At 60.4% G+C, this 23482-nt stretch carries 17 protein-coding genes and 1 riboswitch; of the genes, 8 read left to right on the forward strand and 9 right to left on the reverse strand.

What is annotated here, in order from left to right:
* Positions 1-24: 24 nt before the first annotated feature.
* The 3 genes from crl to gpt form a co-directional block, all read right to left on the reverse strand.
* Positions 25-417: a sigma factor-binding protein Crl gene (gene crl / locus R2E40_RS17995; RefSeq protein WP_318164056.1), complete on the reverse strand. Its 393-nt coding sequence runs from the start codon at positions 415-417 to the stop codon at positions 25-27.
* 61 nt (positions 418-478) lie between these two features.
* Positions 479-1747 (reverse strand): esterase FrsA, encoded by a 1269-nt coding sequence (gene frsA / locus R2E40_RS18000; protein WP_318164057.1) that lies wholly within the window; start codon positions 1745-1747, stop codon positions 479-481.
* A 119-nt stretch (positions 1748-1866) separates the two neighbouring features.
* A complete protein-coding gene (gene gpt / locus R2E40_RS18005; RefSeq protein ID WP_011707189.1) occupies positions 1867-2334 on the reverse strand; it encodes a xanthine phosphoribosyltransferase in 468 nt (155 codons plus the stop codon).
* Positions 2335-3251: 917 nt separating this feature from the next.
* On the opposite strand from gpt, the gene R2E40_RS18010 reads away from it, so the two are divergent.
* Positions 3252-4703, forward strand: coding sequence for an aminoacyl-histidine dipeptidase (locus tag R2E40_RS18010; protein WP_017409363.1), 1452 nt, complete (start codon positions 3252-3254; stop codon positions 4701-4703).
* A gap of 686 nt (positions 4704-5389) precedes the next feature.
* Here the strand turns inward: R2E40_RS18010 and R2E40_RS18015 are convergent.
* The 5 genes from R2E40_RS18015 to R2E40_RS18035 form a co-directional block, all read right to left on the reverse strand.
* Positions 5390-6391, reverse strand: a complete 1002-nt coding sequence (locus tag R2E40_RS18015; RefSeq protein ID WP_043120859.1) for an ABC transporter ATP-binding protein — start codon at positions 6389-6391, stop codon at positions 5390-5392.
* Positions 6388-7446: an ABC transporter ATP-binding protein gene (locus tag R2E40_RS18020; protein ID WP_010633026.1), complete on the reverse strand. Its 1059-nt coding sequence runs from the start codon at positions 7444-7446 to the stop codon at positions 6388-6390. The genes R2E40_RS18015 and R2E40_RS18020 overlap by 4 nt, the downstream gene beginning before the upstream one ends.
* Positions 7447-7471: 25 nt before the next feature.
* Positions 7472-9289: an extracellular solute-binding protein gene (locus R2E40_RS18025; protein ID WP_318164058.1), complete on the reverse strand. Its 1818-nt coding sequence runs from the start codon at positions 9287-9289 to the stop codon at positions 7472-7474.
* A gap of 82 nt (positions 9290-9371) precedes the next feature.
* Positions 9372-10415 carry an ABC transporter permease gene (locus tag R2E40_RS18030; protein ID WP_318164059.1) on the reverse strand — a complete coding sequence of 348 codons (1044 nt, stop codon included), beginning with the start codon at positions 10413-10415 and terminating at the stop codon, positions 9372-9374.
* Positions 10412-11437 carry an ABC transporter permease subunit gene (locus R2E40_RS18035; protein WP_011707197.1) on the reverse strand — a complete coding sequence of 342 codons (1026 nt, stop codon included), beginning with the start codon at positions 11435-11437 and terminating at the stop codon, positions 10412-10414. The genes R2E40_RS18030 and R2E40_RS18035 overlap by 4 nt, the downstream gene beginning before the upstream one ends.
* Positions 11438-12175: 738 nt before the next feature.
* On the opposite strand from R2E40_RS18035, the gene R2E40_RS18040 reads away from it, so the two are divergent.
* The 7 genes from R2E40_RS18040 (at position 12176) to R2E40_RS18070 (ending at position 19938) form a co-directional block, all read left to right on the forward strand.
* The gene (locus tag R2E40_RS18040; protein ID WP_318164060.1) at positions 12176-14782 is read left to right on the forward strand and encodes a TonB-dependent receptor plug domain-containing protein; all 2607 of its coding nucleotides are present in this window, start codon (positions 12176-12178) and stop codon (positions 14780-14782) included.
* Between the two features lie 110 nt (positions 14783-14892).
* On the forward strand, positions 14893-15657 hold the full coding sequence (locus R2E40_RS18045; protein WP_016351821.1) for a DUF3450 domain-containing protein: 765 nt from the start codon (positions 14893-14895) through the stop codon (positions 15655-15657).
* Positions 15654-17027, forward strand: a complete 1374-nt coding sequence (locus R2E40_RS18050) for a MotA/TolQ/ExbB proton channel family protein (RefSeq protein ID WP_318164061.1) — start codon at positions 15654-15656, stop codon at positions 17025-17027. The genes R2E40_RS18045 and R2E40_RS18050 overlap by 4 nt, the downstream gene beginning before the upstream one ends.
* Positions 17028-17036: 9 nt before the next feature.
* Positions 17037-17564 (forward strand): MotA/TolQ/ExbB proton channel family protein, encoded by a 528-nt coding sequence (locus R2E40_RS18055; RefSeq protein WP_286040793.1) that lies wholly within the window; start codon positions 17037-17039, stop codon positions 17562-17564.
* Between the two features lie 67 nt (positions 17565-17631).
* Positions 17632-18039, forward strand: a complete 408-nt coding sequence (locus R2E40_RS18060) for an ExbD/TolR family protein (RefSeq protein WP_005327075.1) — start codon at positions 17632-17634, stop codon at positions 18037-18039.
* A 16-nt stretch (positions 18040-18055) separates the two neighbouring features.
* Positions 18056-18691, forward strand: coding sequence for an energy transducer TonB (locus tag R2E40_RS18065; RefSeq protein ID WP_318164062.1), 636 nt, complete (start codon positions 18056-18058; stop codon positions 18689-18691).
* Positions 18692-18702: 11 nt separating this feature from the next.
* The gene (locus R2E40_RS18070) at positions 18703-19938 is read left to right on the forward strand and encodes a tetratricopeptide repeat protein (protein WP_318164063.1); all 1236 of its coding nucleotides are present in this window, start codon (positions 18703-18705) and stop codon (positions 19936-19938) included.
* A 277-nt stretch (positions 19939-20215) separates the two neighbouring features.
* On the opposite strand, the gene R2E40_RS18075 is transcribed toward R2E40_RS18070, so the two are convergent.
* A complete protein-coding gene (locus tag R2E40_RS18075) occupies positions 20216-23251 on the reverse strand; it encodes a glycosyl hydrolase family 18 protein (RefSeq protein ID WP_412055134.1) in 3036 nt (1011 codons plus the stop codon).
* A 115-nt stretch (positions 23252-23366) separates the two neighbouring features.
* A riboswitch (cyclic di-GMP riboswitch) is annotated at positions 23367-23452 on the reverse strand.
* Positions 23453-23482 lie beyond the last annotated feature (30 nt).

Consider the following 23482-nt stretch of genomic DNA (forward strand, 5'->3'; position numbering starts at 1 on the left):
GGTGGCTGGCGGGGCGGCGGGTCATCAGGCGGCGGTGACGGTCAGCTCGTTGGTGACCTGCTCGGCGGGAGCGAGCTGGCAACCAAGCTGGTGCAGCTTGTCACTGATGAGCTTGTAGAAGTGGTTGAGGGTACGTTCGACTTCAGCCTGATGTTTCTTGGGCAGCGGCTTGTTGAGCCACTCCCCTTCGGCGTTGTAGAAGCCGACCTGATAGTGATAGCTGAAGCTGTGATCCTGCTGCTCCAGCACCAGCCACCAGCCCCAGAATTCCCGTTTGTCCGGCGCCGGCTTGGCGCTGACACAGACGGAAAGGCAGTCGAAACGGTAACGCCCCTCTTCACACAGGTCCTCACGTAAATAGGGGCCAATCGCGGCAAACAGCCTCAGCAGTCGCTTGTAGGTCACTCTTTCTGACATGTTAACCTCCCTGTTGAACAAGCCACATCACCCTGGGATGACGTTATATTTTAGCGCTATATCATGTACATAGGTGCTTCTTGAGCCAGTCGACCATCTCTTTCAACGCCTCGTCGTATACCTCCAGCAAGGGTTGCTTGTCGAACACCACCGCCTTGCCGTTGCGGCTGGCGGACGCCAATGCCCGGACATCCTGCTCGGGACAAATAAAATCTTTCTTGTGTCCAATACTCAATATCGGCACGGAAGTGCGAGTCCCCAGCAATCCTTGCGTCTTGAGTGAAAATACCTGGCACTTGGTACGCAGCGACTCCCACTGGGCTGCATCGGCCCCCAGCCGGTTGGCCAGCCCGTCCCGCATCATGCGCGGGCAGCGGGCAAACATCTCCTGATTGGTAAACACCTGATTGACGCCGGCGCCGATGCAGACCACGGTCCTGAGCTTGAACGGCTCGATGAAGGCGAGGCGCGCCGCCACATTGCCCGCCAGGCGAAAACCCACCATGGCGATGCGCTGATGATCGACCCAGGCCACTTCGGACAGATGATTCAATACCGCCTGATGCAGCCGGCTGGTGTCCTGCACCAGCGGCCAGTGCTCGGCATAGCCGATGCCCGGCATATCGAGCGACAACATGCCGATGCCGTTGGGTTCCAGGCACTTGAGATAGAAATTGAGGAAATCGACCTGCAGCGAATCGATGCCACCGCTGACGATGACCAGAGGCACCGGCTTGTCGGTGGTCGGCAGATGCAGGTAGCCCTGAATGTGCTTGCCGCGAAACGGCACCTGCAGCTCCTTGAGCGGCACCTTGAACAGGCGTCCCGCCTCGCGGTAGGCCATGTTGCCGAGCAGCTGGGCCTGATCCGCCAGCTCGTCATTCTTCAGATGGGGATAGCTGGCGATGGAGTAGTAGCGCACCGCCTTGAGCAGGCTCTTCAGAGCGGCGGCCCGCTCGCCCTGTGCCACCAGCTCGCGACCCCGGTTGAAGTAGCGGCCGGCCAGCTGGCTCCACTCATAGACCCAGTTGCCGGGCACATAACCCTTGATGGTATCCAGGAAGCGCTCGTGGGTACGCTCGCCCTCTCCCATGGCGATGCAGGCCAGGGTCTGCTCCACCTCGACCGGGTCCGCCCCCTGCCAGGCCCAGGTCGGCCGGCGCAGCAGACGATACCAGCGCGATGACATGGAACCGTCGATGAAGGTCTCGTCGACAATGTCATCCTGCTCCGCGACCGGGCTGGAGTTGGAGACTTCCGAGGTCTCCAGCACCTTTTTTACCCGGGTAAAGAGCTTCTCGGTCAGGTTAAGGTCGTCGTTCAAGTCCAAAGCTATTACTCATACTGTCATGCAATGGCTCCATCTTAACCACTTTTCCCGCCCGGCAGCCAGTTGCACCACAAAAAAACAGGGCTCCATATAGGAGCCCTGTGAAGCTGATTCGCTGCTTACTCTTCGTCGCAGATCGGCGTGGCAAACTCCAGCGCCATATCCCACGGCTGTTCGATCCAGGTGTCTTGCGGGATGGCAACTTCGAAGTCATCCAGCAGTTGCTCACCCATCGGCTTGGCGAAGATCGCGATGAACTTGGCCTTGGGGTAGAGCTCGCGGATCGCCTTGGCGGTGGTGCCAGTGTCAACCAGATCTTCCACCACCAGCCAGCCTTCGCCGTCACCGGCGGTGGTGGCGGCCTTCACCACCACCAGATCACGCTGGTTGTTGTGGTCATAGCTGGAGATGCACAGGGTTTCGACGTTGCGGATGCCAAGTTCACGCGCCATCAGTGCAGCCGGTACCAGGCCGCCGCGGCTGACCGCGATGATCCCTTTCCACTGGCTGACGGGCAGTTGACGACGGGCCAGACGGCGCGCTTCACGTTGCAGGTTGTCCCACGACACATAAAACTTTTTCGGCATACTATCGATCTCAACGAGTTATAAAAACAATCACTTAAGACTTGAAACCCCGTGCTGATGCACGTGATTTCGTTAATGCTGACGGCCCTTTTTCCCAAATTCGGCTTGCACCGCGGCCGCCTCGGGAGAAGACCCTCGGCAGCGAAAACAGATGCAATGGAAGCAGGATGGGCAGAGCTGGCGGTCATGTCACAGAGGGGGCAGGACCGCAGACAGGCTGTTGGGCGGGCATGATACCATCGTTTGCGGATAAATTGACTGGCAAACGTATGCGAAATGCAGGAAAAAATCGAAGCAAGTCCGGCTGACTCCCTCTTTTTCCCTCTCCCGGGCTGAGTTCGCCGAGCAGCAGATAAAAAAATAGCAGGGGGAGGATGGATTCCTCACTCGCCTGCTGTTTTCGATCTGCCTGTCAGCCCGGCCGGCAACCTGCCTTAACGGCGGCTGGCGTAGGGGTTCGGATAGTTGAAACCCTGGGTATAAAGAGACTGGGCGAACCAATAGGTTGAATTGCTGCCTGACATCATAAACTCCTGATTGCTTAACAAGTTACGTACCTTAATGCGGGTTCAGATCCTTGAACGGACACTCGGTTCCATGGAGGCGCACTTGCTTTGCTTCGGTTCCCTGGAGGCATTCATCGTCATCCTGACGGGTGGCGAACCACGGTCGTTAATTTACCAGCCGGCGCCATAAACTCAATATTTTTGTGATGAGAGTCACAAATTTTCTTTTGTGCTGGTTCGTTTCATCCATACCGGAGCTGTACGCTGCCATTCCCCCGCTTGCCAGCACAAGCCGCCCGCAATTTGCGCTGATCGCTCACATTTTTGTGTGATTGACTGTATTATCGTTATCCTCTTGCTCGCCCCGCTACCGGGGCCCTGTCATCTTCCGTGCTGGTAAGGAGTCCCGACGTGGCACAGCTTAGTTCTCTCTCTCCCAAACTGATTTGGCATTTCTTCGAACAGATCTGCTCCATCCCCCACCCTTCCAAGCACGAAGCCCAGCTGAGCGCCTGGATCGTCCAATGGGCACAAGGGGAAGGTCTGGCGGTCAAGCAAGATGCCGTCGGCAACATCATCATCAAGAAACCGGCCACGCCGGGGATGGAAAACCGCAAGGCCGTGGTGCTGCAGGCGCACATCGACATGGTGCCGCAGGCCAACGCCGACACCCAGCACGACTTCACCAAGGATCCCATCGATGCCTACATCGACGGTGAATGGGTCACTGCCCGCGGCACCACCCTGGGCGCCGACAACGGCATGGGCATGGCTGGCTGCCTGGCCGTGCTGGCCGACAAGACCATCAAGCACGGTCCGCTGGAAGTGCTGCTGACCACCGACGAAGAGACCGGCATGACCGGCGCCTTCGGTCTGGAAGCGGGCTGGCTGGAGGGCGAGATCCTGCTCAACACCGACTCCGAAGAGGATGGCGAAGTCTACATGGGCTGCGCCGGCGGGGTGGATGCCAATATCCGTTTCCCGCTGGAGCTGGTCGCCGCTACCGAGGGTGAAGGTTTCGAGCTGCTGGTCAAGGGCCTGCGCGGCGGCCACTCCGGGGTCGACATTCATCGCGGCCGCGGCAACGCCAACAAGCTGCTGGTGCGTCTGCTTAAGGCCGCCGAGCCGCTGGGCGTGCGTCTGGCCGAGATCCATGGCGGCACCCTGCGCAACGCCATCCCGCGCGAGGCCCGGGCCAAGCTGCTGGTACCCGCCGCCAGCGTCAACGAATTCAAGGCCCTGGTTGACCGTTATACCGGCATCTACCAGAGCGAGCTCGCCGCCACCGAAGCCAACCTGACCGTGCTGCTCACATCCCAGGAGAAACCGGCCCAGCTGATGAGCGAGTCCCTGCAGGCCCGCCTGCTGGACTCCCTGATGGCCTGCCCGAACGGCGTCATCCGCATGAGCGATGCCATCCCAGGCGTGACCGAAACCTCCACCAACCTGGGTGTCATCAAGACCCAGGATGGTGAAGTGTACGTACAGTGCCTGATCCGCTCCCTTATCGACTCCGGTCGCGAGAGCGTCGAACAGATGACCCGCTCCCTGTTCAATCTGGCTGGCGCCAGTTGCGAGTTTACCGGCGCCTACCCGGGCTGGGCACCGAACGTGGACTCCCCAGTAATGGCGCTGGTACGCAACAGCTACCAGACCCTGTTCGGCGAGATGCCGAACGTCATGGTGATCCACGCCGGCCTCGAGTGCGGTCTGTTCAAGAGCGCCTACCCGGAGTGGGACATGGTCTCCTTCGGCCCGACCATCCGCGGCGCCCACGCCCCGGGTGAGAAGGTGCACATTCCGGCGGTCGAGCGGTTCTGGCAACTGCTGGTTCACGTGCTGGAACAGATCCCGGCCAAATAAGCCCGCAGGCCAAGGCCGACCGGCCACACCACATACCCCGCCAGGTGCGGGGTATTTTTTTGCCTGCTCCCGCCAGCCCTTGGCATGTTTCCCCTCAAAACCGCCGGACTGCTCTGCCGTCCCCCATCCGTGGCTCATCCAGACCCGTCAGCCAGACCACGGGGATCAATCTGAGAGCCTGCTGAAACCGTCTCCATAAGCAATCTTGGATTTGAAAACCCTTTCTATGATTTATGTAAATTTACAACACAAAAAGTTGATCCAGCTCACAGAAGACCATAGGATCAAAGCGTGATCCAGGTCACAGATAACAAATCAACGACAGAGCAATGAGGTGAATATATGTTTGAGAATCTGGCAGTTCTGTTCCACCTGAAGGGTGTAACCAGCAAGAAAGGCGTCGTAGAGAAAGATACCTATGCGCCGGCAACCCGCAACTACTACTTCCGCTATGGTGCCTGATGCCGCCAGCGGGCAATTTCGTGAAAGCGTGATCGAACATTTTAGTAGTAAAATTACAAAAAACAGCAATCCACACAGCAGCCATCCCCTTGCGGGGGAGCTGTCCTGCCCTGGCCAGATGTTCCACGGCCAAACCTGAACTCCAACCATGAAGATGGGGCCCGCAGGCCCCATTTTTTATTCGTTGTTTCCCGTGCCATCTTGCTGCGATGCGGGCACCGGCATCATACCGCCTTTCCCAGGGGGATCGCCTCGGCCAGCGGCAACGGCGTGTGGCAGGCCACCTGATGATCGGCCCCGTCGCACGGCTGCAGGCTCGGCGACTTGGTGCGGCACAGCTCGCCGGCGTAAGGGCAGCGTTGATGAAAGTGGCAGCCGCTCGGCGGCGAGATGGGAGACGGCACATCCCCCGTCAGCAGGATGCGCTGGCTGCGCCGACGCGGGTCCGGCACCGGAATGGCCGAAATAAGCGCCTGGGTATAGGGGTGGCGGGGTGCCAGATAGAGCGACTGGGCCTCGGCCAGCTCGACGATCCGGCCCAGATACATCACCGCAATCCGATCCGAGATGTGTTTGACCACCGACAGGTCGTGGGCGATGAAGATGATGGCGAGGTTCATCTCCCGCTGCAGGGTGAGCAGCAGGTTGACTATTTGGGACTGCACCGACACATCCAGCGCCGACACCGCCTCGTCACAGACCAGCAGCTTGGGCTTGAGGGCGATGGCCCGGGCGATCCCGATGCGCTGGCGCTGGCCGCCCGAAAACTCATGGGGATAGCGATCCACCGCGCTGCCGGGCAGCCCCACCTTCTCCAGCAGCTCCTGCACCCAGACGCGCCGCTGTTCGGCGTTGCCCTTGCCGTGGATGACGAAGGGCTCCTCCAGGATCTGCCCCACCGTGTGACGGCTGTTGAGGGATTCCGCAGGATCCTGAAACACGATCTGCATCTCCTGGCGCAAAGATCGCATCTCCTTGGGCCGGAGGTGGGTGATGTCGCGCCCCTCGAAGGTGATGGTGCCGGCGGTCGGCTCGAACAGCTTGAGCAGAGTGCGCCCCAGGGTCGACTTGCCGCAGCCGGACTCGCCCACCAGCCCCAGCGTCTCCCCCTGCTTGAGATCGAAGCTGATGCCGTCCACCGCGTAGACGTGATACTTCTTGCGCAACAAGCCACCGCCCAGCTGGAAGTGCTGCTTCACGTCGCGCACCGATAAAAGCGTCTTCATACGGCTAGCTCCCTCCAGTGGTGGCAGGCCACCCCATGCCGCTCGGCGAGCTGCTCGGTGGCCGGAATGGCGCTCACACAGATCTCGGTGGCATGGGGACAACGGTTGGAGAAACGGCACCCGGCGGGCATCTCGTGCAGGGCGGGCACCTGGCCCTTGATGGTCTTGAGCAGGCTCTTGGGCTCATCCTCGAGCCGCGGGATCGAGCTCATCAGACCATGAGTATAGGGATGGCGCGGGTGGTCAAACAGCTCGAACACATCGGCCTGCTCCACCGCCCGGCCGGCATACATCACCACTACCTCGTCACACAGCTCCGCCACCACCCCGAGATCGTGGGTGATGAAGATGATGGCCATGCCGGTCTGGGCCTGCAGCTCCTTCATCAGTTCCAGGATCTGGGCCTGGATGGTCACATCCAGCGCCGTGGTCGGCTCGTCGCAGATAAGCAGCGCCGGCTCGCAGGCGAGCGCCATGGCGATCATCACTCGCTGGCGCATGCCGCCGGAGAGATTGTGGGGATAGACGGCAAAGCGCTGGGCGGGCTCGGGGATCCCCACCTTCTGCAGCATGGCGATGGCCGCCTCCCTGCGCTGGGCCTTGTTGTAGTCGGGACGATGAAGGCGGAACACCTCCATCAGCTGATCGCCGACCGTCTGCACCGGGTTGAGTGCCGTCATCGGCTCCTGAAAGATCATCGAGATGCGGTTGCCGCGCACCTTGTACATCTGATCCGGTGACAGCGCGAGCAGATCCTCCCCCTGAAAACGGATGGAACCCGCCACCACCTGACCATGAGGCTTGGGCAACAGCCCCATGATGGCGAGCGAGGTGACGCTCTTGCCGCAGCCGGACTCGCCGACCACCCCCAGGGTCTGGCCGGGGGCAACCTGGAAGCTGACCCCGTCGAGCACCTTGATCTTGCCGTCGTCGACGGCAAATTCCACCTCGAGATCGCGCACCTCAAGAATCGGGGCCTTGCTCTGGCCATCATCCACGCCGAGCTGCCTCCCATGATCCCGGGCGCCCGGGTGGGGAGCCTGTGTGTTGGGCATGACTGCTGCTCCCTTCTGCGCCATATCAGTGACGTGCATAGGTCTTGTCGAGCAGGTTGATGGGCGCCAGCGCCTCCCCTGCCTCCTTGGCTTTCAGGGTATCTTCCTTCACCTTGGGATCGAGCCAGAGCAGGCCGCCACTGCTGTGGGGATAGCCGTCCATGGGCCAGTAGAGCAGATCCGGCGTGTTCTTAGTGGCGGGCACCTCGGGCAGCATCACGTAACGCCAGCTGCTGGCCCGCACGTAGTTGAGCTGCACCCCGGGCACGAAGATGGCCAAGTCATAGATGCGCTGCTGGATCTGGCGGGAGAGCTCGGCCCGCTTGGCCATGTCGAACTCGACGTTGTAGGCGTCGATCAGCACGTCGAGCTGTTTGTCGGCCACGTTGAACAGGTTGTTGGTCTGCGGCTTGTTGGCGTTGGCGGAGTGGAACGACTCCCAATACTGCGGATAGAGACCGCCGCCGGCCCAGCCCATCCAGGCCGCCTCGTGTTTCTTCTCCAGCATCGCCTTGAAGCCGGTGGCGCCGTCCACCAGGTTGAGCTCCAGATCCAGCCCCGCCTTCTTGGCCTCTTCCTTGAGCACGGTCAACCGCTTGGAGTGCTCCTGGCTGGTGTAGGTGAGCGCCAGGGTCAGCCGCTCACCCTTGTCGTTCTGCAGGATGCCGTCCGGCCCCGGCTTGCTGTAACCCGCCTTGGCAAAGTAGTCGCGCGCCTTGCTGATGTCATAAGCCCGTTCCGGCAGCTGCATGTCGGTGAACTCGCCAAAACCTGAGCCGAAGGTGGTGGCTCTGTCGTAGTCGCCACGCAGCACCGTCTTGATCATCTTGTCGATGTTGAGGGCATGCTGAATGCCGAGCCGCACGTTGATGTCCGCCAGCTTGGGAGTGGCGATATTGAGATGCAGCCCTTGCCCACCCTGCTTGGTGTCAGTCATGGCCATCACCTTCTGCACGTATCCCTGCTTGTACTCGGGGGTGACCGCTTTTTCATGCCACCAGTTGGGCAGGATCATCTCGAAGGTATCCAGCTCCCCTTTCAGGAAGTGACGGAAGGCGATGTTGTGATCGCGGATCACCTGCACCTTGATGGTATCGAGGTTGAACCTGTGCTGGTTGTAGCGATAGTTCTGGGCCCACCACCCCTTCTGCTTGCTGAAGGTGATGGACTTGCCCTTCTTCACGTCTGTCATCACGTAAGGGCCTGTGGTGGGCACCACGGCCCAGTTGTACTGCTTCACCCAGTTGGGGGTGAGCTTGTAGTAGTGCTTGGGCTGAGGCCACAGCTCGGTGGTGTTGAGCAGATCCAGTTTGGCCTTGCGAGTACCCGCCTTGACCAGGATGGTGTGGTCGTCAATCTTCTCCACCGCCACCACCTCGGTGGTGTAGTAGTTGTTGAACCAGGGCCCCTTGATGTCCTTGGAGCGCATCATCTCGTAGCCGAAGGTGTAGTCATCGGCGACCACCGGCTTGCCATCGGACCACTTGGCCTGCGGATCCAGCTTGAAGTAGACGGTCTGGTTGTCCGGCGCGATGGCCCAGTGGGTCGCCAGCGCAGGGATGGGGTTGCCGGTATTGGGATGGAAGCTGATGAGCCTCAGCTGGTTGTCCATGATGAAGGAGCGGAACGCGCCGTTGGAGTCGGGCCCCACGGTGCGAAACGTCAGCGGAAAGCTGTCTACAAACATGGTGATGCTGCCGCCGGGCAGCGCCTTGGGCGAGGCGAACACGGGGTCGGTGTCGTTGGTTTCCCACTTGAGATCCGCAGGCAGGCTGGCCGCCCACACCCAGGTCCCGTTCACCAACAAGAATAGAGCACCTATCCATTTGATTTTATTGTTCATGTTTGACTTCCTGGTCATACCCCTGCACTGGGGGTTTAGCAATTTAAGGGTGAGCAACCCGGCGCCTTGAGTGCGCCACAGGTCACTGATAACGGGTAAATTTGCGCGGGTCGAACGCCTCGCGGATCGCCTCGCCGATGAAGGAGACCATGATCAGCACCAGACTCACCGCCGCCACCACCGAGCTCACGATCCAGATGGCATCCAGGTTGTTGATGCCTTGGGAGAGCAGCTCCCCCCAGCTCGGTGTGGGCGGGGCCAGACCAAAGCCCAGGTAGTCCAGCGCCGTCAGGGTGGAGATGTTGCCCACCACGGCAAACGGCGCCAGGGTGACGATCATCATCAGGGTGTTGGGCAGAATGTGGTTGAAGATGATCCGCCCGGTACCGGCCCCCTGGGCCCGCGCCGCCATCACGTAGTCCCGTGCCCGCTCCTTGTAGGTGAGAGTGCGCATGTACCAGGTGATGCCCATCCAGCCGAACAGCACGTTGATGGCCACGAACAGGCCGAAGTTGGGCTTGGCCAGCGACACCAGGATCATGATGACGTAGAGAAACGGCACCTGGGACCAGATCTCGATAAAGCGCTGCAGCACCAGGTCAAACCGCCCGCCGAGGAAGCCCATCATGCAGCCGATGGTGACCCCGATGGCATAGCTGGCCACCAGCGCGATGAAGGCAAAACCGATGGCGATGCGAAAGCCGTAGACCAGCCGCGCCAGCACGTCGCGGCCGCTGGTGTCGGTGCCGAGCAGGTGACGCTCGGCCAGGCTGGGCGCGTAGGGTGGGTAGGCGTCCTGCTTGAAATCCTGCTCATAGGGGTTCCAGGGCACCGGTGGCAACACCACCCAATCCCCCTTGCCATCGGCGGCGAATTTGGCTTTGAGCTGGCGATAGTTGGTCTCGTACTCGTAATCGAGCCCGAACTGCTGACCCGGGATCACGTCGCCATAGGTGGGAAAATAGAGCTCCCCCTGATAGCTCACCATCAGTGCCCGGCTGTTGACCAAAAGCTCCGCCAGCAGGGAGAGCAGCACCAGGGTGGTGAAGATGATGAAGGAGTAGTAACCACGCTTGATCGACTTGAAACGCTTGAGTTTTTTTAAGGTGACAGGGTTCATGTTCACTCTCCGAACCGCACGCGGGGATCGACCAGGGCAACGCAGATGTCGGAGACGATATTGCCCACCAGCATCAGCATGGAGGTGATGGCCAGAATGCCCATCACGGTGGGGTAATCCCGCTCGACGATGGCCTCGTAGCCGAGCAGACCGATGCCGTCGATGTTGAAGATGGTCTCGATGAGAAAGGAGCCGCCGAAGAAGACGGTGAGCACCGACCCTAAGTGACTGGCGATGGGGATCAGGCTGTTGCGCATGGCATGATCGGTCACCGCCTTGCGAAACGGCAGCCCCTTGGCCACGGCGGTGCGCACGTAATCCGCCGACAGGTTCTCCATCAGGCTGTTCTTCATGGTCATGGTGAGGATGGCGAAATCACCGATGGCGTAGGCGATGAGCGGCAGCAGGGCATGGGCGAACACGGTGCGGATCTGATCCCAGCTGCTCTCCATGCCGTCAAACTCGTCCCCCGGAAAACCGCCCATCGGCAGCCACTCCAGATGAAACGCGAACACTGTGATGAGGAAGATCCCCACCACGTAGGCGGGCAGCGCATAGGCCATGTAGATGAGCATGGAGCTGAGCGAATCGAAGCGACTGTTGTGCCTGAGCGCCTTGGCCACCCCGAGCGGAATGGAAACGGCATAACTGAGCAGAAAGGTCGCCAGCCCGAAGAAGGCGGTCACCGGCAACCTGTCCTTGATGAGGCCCCACACCGGTTCGTAATAGCGGGTCGATTCGCCAAGATCCAGCACCGCCAGCTTCTGCAGCCACTCCCAATAGGCGACCAGCATGGGCTTGTCGAGCCCGTAAAAGGCCTTGAGCTCCTCGATCTGCTCGTCGGAGAGCGCCTGCGCCCCCTTGCTGCCGCTGGAGCGGCCCGATTCGTTCTGAGAAACCTGGGCTTGCAGCAGCATGCGTTCGACCGGGCCGCCCGGCACGAAGCGGGTGATGGTGAAGACGAGCAGGGTGATACCGAGAAACGTCGGGATGATCAAAAGCATCCGACGTAAGAAATACGACAGCATGGTGGAACCTCGTCCTTGTTGTTCTTTTGTGGCCAGTCACATCCGGTGACGGGCCTGTCCTTCCTGGCATTACTCACTGGATAGCCGGTTATTGACAGACTATCCGCTCGGTCACTGTAAAAGCTCTGCAACAAAAATCAAGTAGAACGAAGGGCATGACATGCCCCTTTGGCAAACAGTGGAATTTACTGTGAGTTTTTTATGAAAAAGCCAACTTCAAGATAAAAAACTGCGAGATGAACAATTTAAATAACGTTTAAAACTTAAATTAAATCCATAAAAATAGTCTCCACAAAGTGATTTTAAATTACAAAACAATGACATAGCTGAAAACCAAAATAAAAACTCCTTCTCTATATGCACAAACTGAAATCCGCTTCGACTATGCAATCTGAACCACAGCCGAACACGCCACCAAAACAGAAAATAATGCTAAAAAAGTCTTGATTAACAATATAAAAACTAGCGAGACATCCCCCTTATCGATAAGTTCAAAATTAATCAATAAAATGGAAACCTCTCATTTTAACATCGATTTTACATCGTAAAATATCATCAAGTCAGAATAAATCGCTGCGAAACAGGAAGTATTAAAACATAGTCAGCTTATTGCGCCCCCCTTCCCCATCCACACCGCCTCAATTGACGTCAACCGTCAAAGCTTGATAAGCCTTACGCATCGCTCCAACGAGGGCGGTATGGAAGCAAACAAAAAAACAACCAGGAAGGATATAAGCGATGCTTAGGAAAAGCAGACTCTCTGCTGCCGTAGCGTTTGCCTTGGCGAGCGCGGCAGTAGTAGCCACCCCTGTTTTGGCCGAAGAGGGCCAAAACGTCGAAAAACTCCAGAAGATCAAGGTTACCGGCTCCCGCATATCCCGTGTCGACGTGGAAGGCGCCACCCCGGTTGTCTCTGTCACCAAAGCCAAGATCGAACAGTCCGGTCAGCAGACCGTGGCCGACTACCTGAAACAAGCCTCCTACAACTCCTTCGGCGGCGTATCCCCCTCCTCCGGCAGCTCTTTCCAGTCTCAAGCCACCATTGGTCTGCGCGGCCTTGGCTCCGAGCGTACCCTGGTGCTGCTCAACGGCAAGCGAGTTGCCGGTTCTCCTACCATGGGCGGGACCTCCATCAACCTGAACACCATTCCCATGGCGGCTGTTGAGCGGGTGGAAGTCAACCTGGATGGTGGCTCAGCCATCTATGGCTCCGACGCCATCGGTGGTGTCATCAACGTGGTGCTCAAGGAAGGTTATGAAGGTCTGACCTTCCAGGGCAGGATCGGCAGTCCGACCGAAGATGGGGGCGATGAAAAGAGCGGCTCCATCGTGGCCGGTATTACCGGTGAAAAAGGCTCCCTGATGACTGTCTATGAGCACGACAAGAAAGACGTTATCTACAGCCGTGATCGTGACTACCTCGCCAAGCAAGGCAACGATTCTCCCAGCGTTTACGGCCGCAACGTAGAAGGCATCACAGGCCTGGACGGCAATGGCGATGCCATTTGGAAATACGGTCCACTGGCAGGTTCCACCAATCCAGACGGCACCTGTAAGGAACCCTTCACCAGTTTCGAGGGCGGTTGTAACTTCAACTACGGCCAGGTTGCCGCCAAGACCGCTTCCCGCAGCCGTGACACTCTCTATGTGAATGGCCGCTATCACATCAATGACAACGTCGACTTCGTGCCCCAGATCATTGGCTCACGGGTCGAGAGCTTTGGTCGTTACGCTCCGGCTGCAGGTGCATTCACCATAGACCCTGCCAACCCGAAAAATGCGCAGTTTTTCACCGAAAACGGCCTGGATGCCGCAGCAACCCAAGGGCTGGGGGAAGCCGCTTACGCCTACTACCGTTTCAACAACGTCGGTACCCGTGACAACCTGGTCACAGACACTACCGGCAGCATAAACCTGGGCTTCGAGGGCACCATTGCGACCGAAAGCGTTGGTGACATGCAGTGGAACGCCGGCTACATGTACTCCAAGACCGACAACAAGGAGAATGGCACTGGCTATGTGCTGAAGTCTGCCGCCCAGAAGGCCATCGAAGATGGCAAGTTTGTCGGTGGTGAGTTTGATGCCTCCACCACGGCCTCCATGGCTGCCGACACCAGCCGTCGTTCCACCATGGACTTCTATCAGTGGTACGCCGGAGTCCAGTGGGACATGGGAGAACTGCCGGCCGGGCCGGTCAGCTGGTACGCCGGCGCCGAATACAACGACTGGGTCTATGTCGACAAGTACGATGCCCAATCGGAAGCTGGCAACATCATAGGCTCCGCCGGTAACTCCTCCGGTGGTGTTCGTGACGTGACTGCCGCCTACATCGAGTCCCTGGTACCCATCACGGATCAGATTGAACTCAACGTGGCTGGTCGCTTCGACAAGTACAGCGACTTCGGCAGTGCCTTCTCACCCAAGACCAGTCTGCGCTACCAGCCGCTGGACAACCTGATGCTGCGCACTTCCTGGTCCCGCTCGTTCCGGGCACCCAGCCTGAGCGATCTCTACTCTGCAGATTCTGAATCTGCCGACTGGGCCAAGGACTATGTCTATTGCGAAGCAAACGGTATCTCGGCTGCCGCCTGCCCGAACCAGCAATACACCACCATTCGTACCGCCAACAAGGACCTGAAGGAAGAGACGGCAGATACCTGGAACTTCGGCGTGGCCTACAGTCCGCTGGATGATCTGAACCTGTCGCTTGACTACTACACCATCAAGATCACTGACGTCATTCAGCTGAACTCCCTGCAGTCCATCATCTATGACGAGCTGAACAACGGCAGTTCCAGCAACATAGTGCGTAACAGCCAGGGCAAGATCAAACAGGGCACAGCCCCCATGGTCAACCTGGGCGAGCTGAACACCAGCGGTCTGGATTTCAAGGCTGACTACAAGTACGACCTGAACGTGGCAACCATTCGTTATGACTTCGGCAGCACCTACATCCTGGAGTACAAGGAAGGTCTGTATGCCGGCGGTCCCGTCGTCGACAAGATTGGTCAGAACGGCAAGCCACAACTGCGCTTCAACACTGGGGTCGGGGTCAATGTGCCGCAGTGGTGGAACATGGACACCTACCTGAGCGCCAGCTACATCGACTCCCAGAGCCAGGACTACATTGCCGATACCGGTGAGGAAGTGGGTCATATCGCCTCCCAGACCACCTGGAACCTGAACGTCGGTGTGGATGCCCCCTGGGACGGCAAGATCCAGGTCGGTGTGAAGAACATGTTCAACGTAGGTCCGTCTCTTGAGAGCGATGGTTTCACCTACGACGAAGATGTGTACAGCATCGATGGTCGTATCTACTACCTCGACTACACCCAGAAGTTCTAATCAACTCCCGTTGAGATATAAACCCAAGCCGGCCCGGTCGGGCCGGCTTTGCCCAACGTCCAAGGAAGTTACGGAGATAGGGTAATCCTATGAAAAAAAGGACAATTACAATGAAGAAAGCGCTCCTCGGCAGCCTGGTTTCTGCTGCCTTGCTGACCAGCTTCAATCTGAGTGCCGCCTCTGCCAGCCAGGCTGTGGACGCTCAAGCCGCCACCGACAATGCATCCAAAGTGTCCCAGCAGAAGATCGACAACTACGCCGACTCTGCCGAATCCGCCCTCGCCCAGTACAAGGCCGCCCTGCGTCAGGTCGACAGCCTGCGTACCTACAACGAGCAGGTGGGCAAGATGGTCGACTCCCAGAGCAGCGAACTGGCCTCGATGCAGCGCCAGATCGCCCAGATCGATCAGACCAGCACCGAAGTGGTGCCGCTGATGCTCAAGATGATCGACTCCCTCGAGCAGTTCGTGGCGCTGGATCTGCCGTTCCAGAAGGTCGAGCGGGAGGATCGCGTCGCGGCCCTGACCGACCTGATGAACCGGGCCGATGTCACCATCTCCGAGAAGTACCGCAAGATCCTGGAGGCCTACCAGATCGAGGAGGGCTTCAGCCGCACCATCGAATCCTACAAGGCCAGCCTGGCCAAGGATGGCGGCGAGAAGACCTACGAGTTCCTGCGCGTCGGCCGCATCGCCCTGCTCTACCAGTCCCCGGACGGCAATGAGACCGGCATGTGGAACAAGAAGACCCGTCAGTGGGAAGAGTTGCCCCAGGAGTATCGCAGTGCAGTGGAACAGGGCCTTCGCATCGCCAAGAAGCAGGCGCCCCCCGCCCTCATCAAGCTGCCGGTTCAAACTGCGGAGAAAGCATCATGAAAGGAATCAAACTTGCCATCGCCTCGCTGATCGCGGGCGCTACCCTGATCACCCTGCCGGTGACCGCCGCCGAGAAACCGGTGGACCTGAACGCCCTGCTCAATCAGGTCAAGGCCGCCAGCACCACCGAATCCCAGCTCAACAAGGAGAGGGAAGCCCGCTTCCTGGCCGACAAGAACGAGCAGGCCGCCCTGCTGGCCAAGGCCAAAGCAGAACTGGCCGCCGAAACGGCCAAGGGTGAGCGGCTCAAGGCCACCTTCGATGCCAACGACAAGCAGCTGACCGAGCTGACCGAGACCCTGCGCCAGCGTGCCGGCAACATGGGCGAGATGTTCGGGGTGCTGCGCCAGTTCGCCGGCGAGTTCAAGGGGATCTTCAACGCCTCTGCCCGCCGGGTCGAACATCCGGAGCAGACCGCCCTGCTGACCCGCCTGGCCGAGAGCAAGGAGCTGCCCTCCAGCGACGACCTGACCGCCTTCTGGACCGTCACCCTCGGCCGCATGGTCGATGGCGGCAAGGTGAGCCAGATCCCGGCCACCGTGGTCTACGGCGAGGGCAACCAGGCCGAGAAGACCGTCACCCAGATCGGGGAGTTCAACACCGTCTCCGAAGGCAAGTACCTGACCTTCGTGCCGGAGACCGGCAAGTTCGAACAGCTGCCGCGCCAACCCGACAACAGCGTGCTGGAGCCGGTGGCTAAGTTCGAGCAGGGCGGCGGCGCCGTCGAGCCCATCTTCGTCGATCCGTCCCGCGGCGTTATCCTTTCCCTGCTGGTGCAATCCCCCACCTTCAAGGAGCGGGTCGATCAGGGGGGTGAAGTGGGTTACGTCATCATGGTGCTCGGCGTGCTCGGCACCCTGCTGGCGCTGTTCTGCGGCACTCGCCTCTCCCTCATCGGCGGCTCCATGCGCAAGCAGCTGAAATCCGACAAGATCGTCAAGGGCAACCCCATTGGCGAGATGCTGGAGGCCTATCAGAGCCATCGTGGCGACAACATCGAGGATCTGGAGTCCAAGCTCGACGAGATCATCCTGCGCAACGTGCCCAAGTTCGAGAAGGGCATCAGCATCATCAAGCTGATCGCCTCGGTGGCCCCGCTGCTGGGCCTGCTCGGTACCGTGGTCGGCATGATCGCCACCTTCCAGGCCATCACCCTGTTCGGCACCGGCGATCCCAAGCTGATGGCGGGCGGCATCTCCGAGGCCCTGGTCACCACCATGCAGGGTCTGGTGGTCGCGGTGCCCATGCTGTTCCTCTACACCATCGTGCAGACCCAGAGCCGTCGTCTCATCCAGGTGCTGGAAGAGCAGAGTGCCGGCTTCGTCGCCCGCTATCAGGAAAATCTGCACGCCGCCAAAGCCGCAGCCTAAGGAGTCACCATGTGGTTCTGGTTGATTGAAGAAGTCGAGTCGGTCCGCCGGTTTCTGGGATTGGGGGGCGACGTACTGGTCGCCCTGTTCTTCCTGACCCTGATGATGTGGGCCCTGCTGCTGGAGCGCTGGTTCTACTTCATGACCGTCTACCCCAAGCAGGTGAAACAGACCAAGGCCGCCTGGCTGGCTCGCAGCGACCATCTATCCTGGTCGGCCAAGCAGATCCGGCGCGAGCTGGTCTCCCGGGTCGCCATGGCGGTGGACAAGGGCATGCCGGTCATCAAGGTGCTGATTGCCCTCTGTCCGCTGATGGGGCTGCTCGGCACCGTGGTGGGCATGGTGCAGGTGTTCGATACCCTGGCCATCACGGGCACCGGCTCACCGCGGGCCATGGCCTCGGGCATCTCCAAGGCGACGGTACCGACCATGGCGGGCATGATTGCCGCCCTTTCCGGCCTGTTTTTTGTCAACCAGCTCGACCACAAAGCCAAGCTGGCGGTCGAGAAGCTGGAAGACAACCTGAAACACGGTTGATGCAGGATGCACTCCCCCGCCGAGCCCGGCTCTGGCGGGGGCACAGAACAAGCAAGGAGTTTTTGCCATGAGAAAACGTCACAGCGACAGCGGTGCTGATGAGGCGGCCATCGATTTGACCCCCATGCTGGACATAGTGTTCATCATGCTGATCTTCTTCATCGTCACTACCTCGTTCGTCAAGGAGTCCGGCGTGGAGATCAACCGTCCGAGCGCCAGCACGGCGGAGACGGTGAAGAAGGGGAACATCATGGTCGCGGTTCGCGAGAACGGTCAGGTCTGGGTCGACAAGCGGGTCGTCGAGGTGGGGGCCGTACGCGCCAACATCGAGCGTCTGCGCGCCGAGAACCCGGAGAGTGCCGTGGTGATCCAGGCCGATACCGAATCCCGTTCCGGTCTGGTGGTCCAGGTCATGGATCAGATCCGCATGGCCGGTGTCCAGAACATCTCCATCGCGGCGAGCAAGAGCAGCTGATGCCGGAGCGAGCACCATGAGATACCTGATAGCGATTACGGTCTCCTGTGTGGTGGTGTTCTTCCTGTTCCTGGGAATGAACAAGCTCATCACGCCGGATCACCGGGAGCTGACGGAGAGGGAAGACGTCACCATGACCGACTTCATTCGCCTCAAGCCCCAGGAGACCCTGCAAGAGAAACAACGGGAACTGCCCAAGCCGCCGCCTCCGAACCGGCCCCCTCCCCCTCCGGAGATGGAAGTGGCCAGCACGGACAGGCCGCAGATGGAGAGCTCGCCGATGGACATGCCCAAGCTCGACATTCCGGTCAACATCGGTGGCGGCAATGCCCTCGGCGCCTACAGCACGGGTGGTGGCGGCGGTGGCATGGGGGGCAACAACGGCGCCATTCCCATGGCGACCTTCGAGCCCATGATGCCCCGCAAGGCGGCCCTGGCAGGGCTGGCGAGCGGCAAGGTGCTGGTGGAGTTCACCGTCACCGAGCGCGGCACCGTCAGCAACGTGCGGATCGTCAAGGAAGAGCCACGCAGCTACGACCTCGGCAAGGAGGCCCGCAAGACCATCGCCAAATGGACGTTCAAGCCGGCCATGGTCGATGGCAAGCCGCAGGCCACCCGCATGCAGCAAGAAATCGAGTTTGCGGTCAACTAAGGAAGGTGGCGATGAAAAAGTTACATACCCTGATCCTCGCCCCGGTCGCCATGGCGGTGCTGCTTAGCACCGCCAGCTGGGCCGCCGAGCAACCCGCCCTCTCCGATCGCGCCTACCGCGCGGTCAACAAGGCGCAGGCGTTGATCACCGAAAAGAAATACGGCGAGGCGAATGCCAAGCTGCAGGATGCCCTGTCCGGCGTCGGCGAACGGGTCTACGACAAGGGGGTGATACTGCAGACCCTGGGCTTCGTGGCGGCGCAACAGGAGAAGTACGGCCAGGCGACCAAGTACTTCGCCGATGCCATCGCCACCGGCGGGCTGCCGCAACCGGTGGCCCAGCAGGTGCGCTACAACCTGGCCCAGCTCTACATGGCGGAGGGCAACTTCAAGGCCTCCATCAGCACCATGAACCAGTGGTTCGCGAGCCTTGGCAAGGACGAGAAGCCGACCCCGCACGCCTACATCACGCTGGCCAACGCCCATGTACAGCTCAAGCAGTACAAGGACGCCATACCGGCGGTGGATCAGGCCATCAAGCTGTCGGGGGGCAAGGCACCCGAGTCCTGGTACCTGCTCAAGATGGCGGCCCACTACGAGCTGAAACAGTACAAGCCGGCCACCGAGGTGCTCACCGCCCTCATCGACAGGTATCCGGAGAAGAAGAAGTACTGGACCCAGCTCTCTGCCATGCACATGCAGGCGGGCAACGATGCCAAGGCGCTGGCGGCGCTGGAGGGGGCCTACAACCTCGGCATGCTGACCGAGGCGGCCGAATTGCAGCGTCTGGCCAACTACCTGGCCTTCGCCGGCATTCCCCACCGCGCCGCCCGCGTGATGGAGAAGGCGATGAAGGAGGGGACCATCGAGAGCAACGCGGCCAACTACAAGGCGCTGGCCAACTACTGGCACCAGGCCAAGGAGCTGGACCCGGCCATCGATACCCTGGCCAAGTCCTACAAGCTGGCCCCCAATGCCGAGCTGCAGCTCAAGATGGCGCACATGATGATCCAGAGCAAGCGCTACCAGGATCTGGTGGCCTTCGCCGCCAAGCCCGCCGCCAATGCCAGCGGCGAGCAGCGGGCGGATCTGAAGTTCCTGACCGGGGTCGCCTATTTTGAGCAGCAAAAACCGAAGGAAGCGCTCTCCGCCTTCACTCAGGCTGCCCAGAACGGCAACGTCAGTGGCCGCGCGTCACCCTGGATCAGCTTCTTGAAAGAGCAGCAGGGCGGCGCCGTCACCCAATAAGCAACCCAGGCGTGCCGGCCCGGGGGAATCTGTTCCCGGCATGGCACGCAATGACACCCGGCAGGACGGGCACCCTCCCCGCCCTGCCGATCAGCAACAAGGGGGTCACCCCGCAGATTGCCTTGGTGGCAATTGGCCGCTCCCCGGAGCGGTCTTTTTTATGTCCCTACCTTTGTCATCGCGCCATAAAAAAATCCGGAGCCTGGGCTCCGGATTGGGTCATTGCCTTGCGAGAGGACAGGCTAGGCAGAGTGCCGGCCTGCCCCTCAAACGGTCATCAGTAGCTGCATACCAGCTTCCAGCTGCCATCGCTCGCCTTGGGCTCGCTGCTGGTCCACCAGTTGGCCTGCCACACCGCCTTGTTGTTGGTCATCCGGTCACCACCGTTGGCATGATCCCCCTGCGGCCAGGTCGGATAGGCCTTGTAGGCGGCCGGGTTGACGTTCTGGCTGCTGCAGGTAGTACCGCCCGGGTTCTCGCCGCCACCACTGCTGCCCAATACGGCCTCCGGCAGGGTCGGGAACTCGGCCTTGAGGCCGGCGGTCTGGGTGCCGCTGATGATACGGATACCACTCGGTACACCGGCGGCCGGCAGATAGTAGGTCATCGCCACTTCCACGTCGCTGCCCGGCGCCCATGCCTTCCAGGTCGGCAGCGTAAAGGCCGCCTTGTGGAAGTCCTTCTCATTGGCGATGCCGTCGGAGTTCTGGTTGCCACCGCTCTCCACCACTTTCAGCCCCATCCCGCTCTGGTCGGTGATGGTGTCGGAGGTGGAGGTGGGCACCAGGAACTCGATGCGAGTACCGCCCGGAATGGTCTGGGTCGAGTTGTTGGTGAGCTTCAGGGTCGGGTTGATCGGGTAGTTGGAATCCCCCTCCTTGAAGCCGGAGAGGCTCACCGCGATGTCGAGCTGGGCGGTTGGCGCCGCCAGATCGTTCTGCTGGGTGTTGTACTTGGCTGCCTTGGCGAACTTCTCGTAAGCGAGCGTGGTCAGCGTGCTGCCCATGCCGTACTCGTTCTTGGCCGGATCGAAGGCGTAGTCACCCGCCATCTCCCAGAACATGACCCCACCCAGACCCCGCTTGATGATGTAGTCGAGTTTGTGGCCCATGGACTCTTCATCTTCGGTGGAGAGGAACACCTTCTTCTCTTCGTTCCACAGCCAGGGCGCCTGCGCCTTGTCATCGTAGTAACGCACATACTTGCCCTGCATCACGTGAGCCGGGTTGTTGGGATCCAGACCCCAGGCCTGGCCGTAGCTCGGCATGGTGGTGATACCCAGGCTGGCGGCATTCTCCAGGTTCTTGGCATGCCACATGGGCACGGCGCCACCGCCGATCTCCTTGCCGTTCTTGTCGAGATCGTGCCAGATGTTGTCGATGCCGACCGCCCCGTTGCCGCACGGAATGGTGCTGCCACCGGTACCCGGCTGACAATCGCTCTGGCTCGGCAGGGCTGCCTTGCCGGCCAGGCCGTGGGTGCCGCCGCTGACCCCCTGCCAGCCGCGGGTGTAGTAAGGCACGCCCACGTTGATCTTGCCGGCCGCCAGGGCGCCACGGAAGTAATGGGCAGACCAGGCCGCGTTGAGGTAGCCGATACCGCCAAACTGGCTCTGGGTATAGACACCCCAGTGGGCGAGTTCGGCATCCGCCTTGTTGTCAAACAGGGCGGCGTTGTGACCGACGAAGTTGTTCCAGGCGCCGTGGAAGTCGTAGGTCATCAGGTTGACGTAGTCGAGGTACTGGGTGACCTGGAAGTTCTCCATGCCGCGCAGCAGGTAGGCCGAGGCCGGCGAGGCGATGGTCAGCATGTACTTGCGACCATCCTCGCTGCCGGCGCTGTCGAGCTTGCTGCGCAGGGTCTGCATCAGCACCTTGTAATTGGCAAACAGCTTGCCGCGGCACTGGTTGGAGAGCGGGAAGTCGTTGGGGTTGCCCGCATCCTTCATGGAGGTGGGGTATTCGTAGTCGACGTCGACCCCGTCAAAGCCGTACTGACGGATGAAGCTCACCGCCGAGTTGGCAAAGGCGTTGATGCCGTCTCTGTTGACCGAGCAGTCACCCTTGGTGGTGGCGGTATAGAAGCCGCGGGTATCGGCCCAGCCCCCCACCGAGATCAGGGTCTTCACGTCCGGATACTGCTTCTTGTACTTCGACAGCAGGTTGAAGTGGCCCTTGTAGGCAAACTCCGGATCCATCTCGGCACCTGGCACGCCGTCCCAGGTCATCTTGGTCGCCGAGTCGTCCACCTTGATGGTGTGGCTCTGCTCGTCCACCGCCGCGAAGGCATAGTTGATGTGGGTGATCTTGTCCCAGGGGATGTCGCTCACCAGATAGGAGGGCAAGCCGTTCTTGCCGGTGCGCCAGGAGGTGAAGTAGCCGATGACCCGACGGGCGTGGTCATCCCCCATGCACTCGTAACCGTCCGGGCGGTAGATCTGGCGGATATCGCAGGAGAGGTTGCCACCGGTGGGCGGCAGGGCCGCCTCTTCCACCTGCACGTCGACCTGGTTCGATTCGCCGCTCAGGTTCTCCTTGTCGGTCGCCACCAGCTTGAGGCCGGCCAGCCCCTTGCTCTGGGGCGTCCAGTTCACCTGCCAGGGGGCACTGGTGTCTTCGCCCACCTTCTTGCCATCGACGAACAGCTCGACCTTGGCGACGTCGTTGTTGGCATCGGTGACGTTGCCGCTCACCGCCACGCTGCGACCCAGGGTCACCTTGGCGCCGCTGGCCGGGCTGCTGATGCTCACCTTGGGCGCCTCTGGCGCCACCACGGCGGCGACGTTGAAGCTCGAATCCGCCTCGCTCAGCACCTTACCATCTTTATCCAATGCCCGTGCCTTGAGGGCGTGGGCACCGACACCGGCGGCACTCCAGCTGCCGTTCCAGGGCGAGGCGCTCGCCGTGGCCACCAGCTTGCCGTCGATGAGGTATTCCACCCGAACCAGCGCCGTCACCGGGCCGCTCAGGGTCACCGCCAGCGCGACGCTGGCCCCCTCGTTGAAACTGGCGCCGGCAGCCGGCGAGCTGACGGCTACGCCGAGCGCCGGGGGCGGCACGTCCCCACCATAGAGTTTCCAGGCATCGGCCCAGACCACACCCACCCCGGGGGCGTAGTGATAGGGCGAGGCCCCGCACCAACCGGAGTAGGGAAATTCTTTGCACTCATAGAGATTGCCGACGTTGCTGACGATGTCGCCGGCCTTGTAGGCGGTACCGGCCTGATAGGCGGGATAGGCGGCCTGTGCCCAGGCGGGCATGGCAGCCAAAGCCACCAGCATGGCAAGCCTGCTGGGCCTTAGGGTCTGTTGCATATTGTTATCTTCCTTGTTTTGTCTTGGCATTGGTCACCAAGGCAAAGAACAAGCGCAACCTGCGTGATGGGCGCAGACAACTGGCAATGGACCTGCCACAAACGTCACCCTCACCCTGGGAAGCCCCGCTATCTGGATCGCACGATCTGAAGACCGGAGGCATTGCGTCCCGGCATCTCGACCGGTTTGCCCTTTACCTGGGTTCCGTGAGGAACAAGCCGAGTATAGGAA

This window comes from Aeromonas sp. CD, from assembly GCF_033349375.1.
Taxonomy (GTDB): Bacteria; Pseudomonadota; Gammaproteobacteria; order Enterobacterales; family Aeromonadaceae; genus Aeromonas; species Aeromonas hydrophila.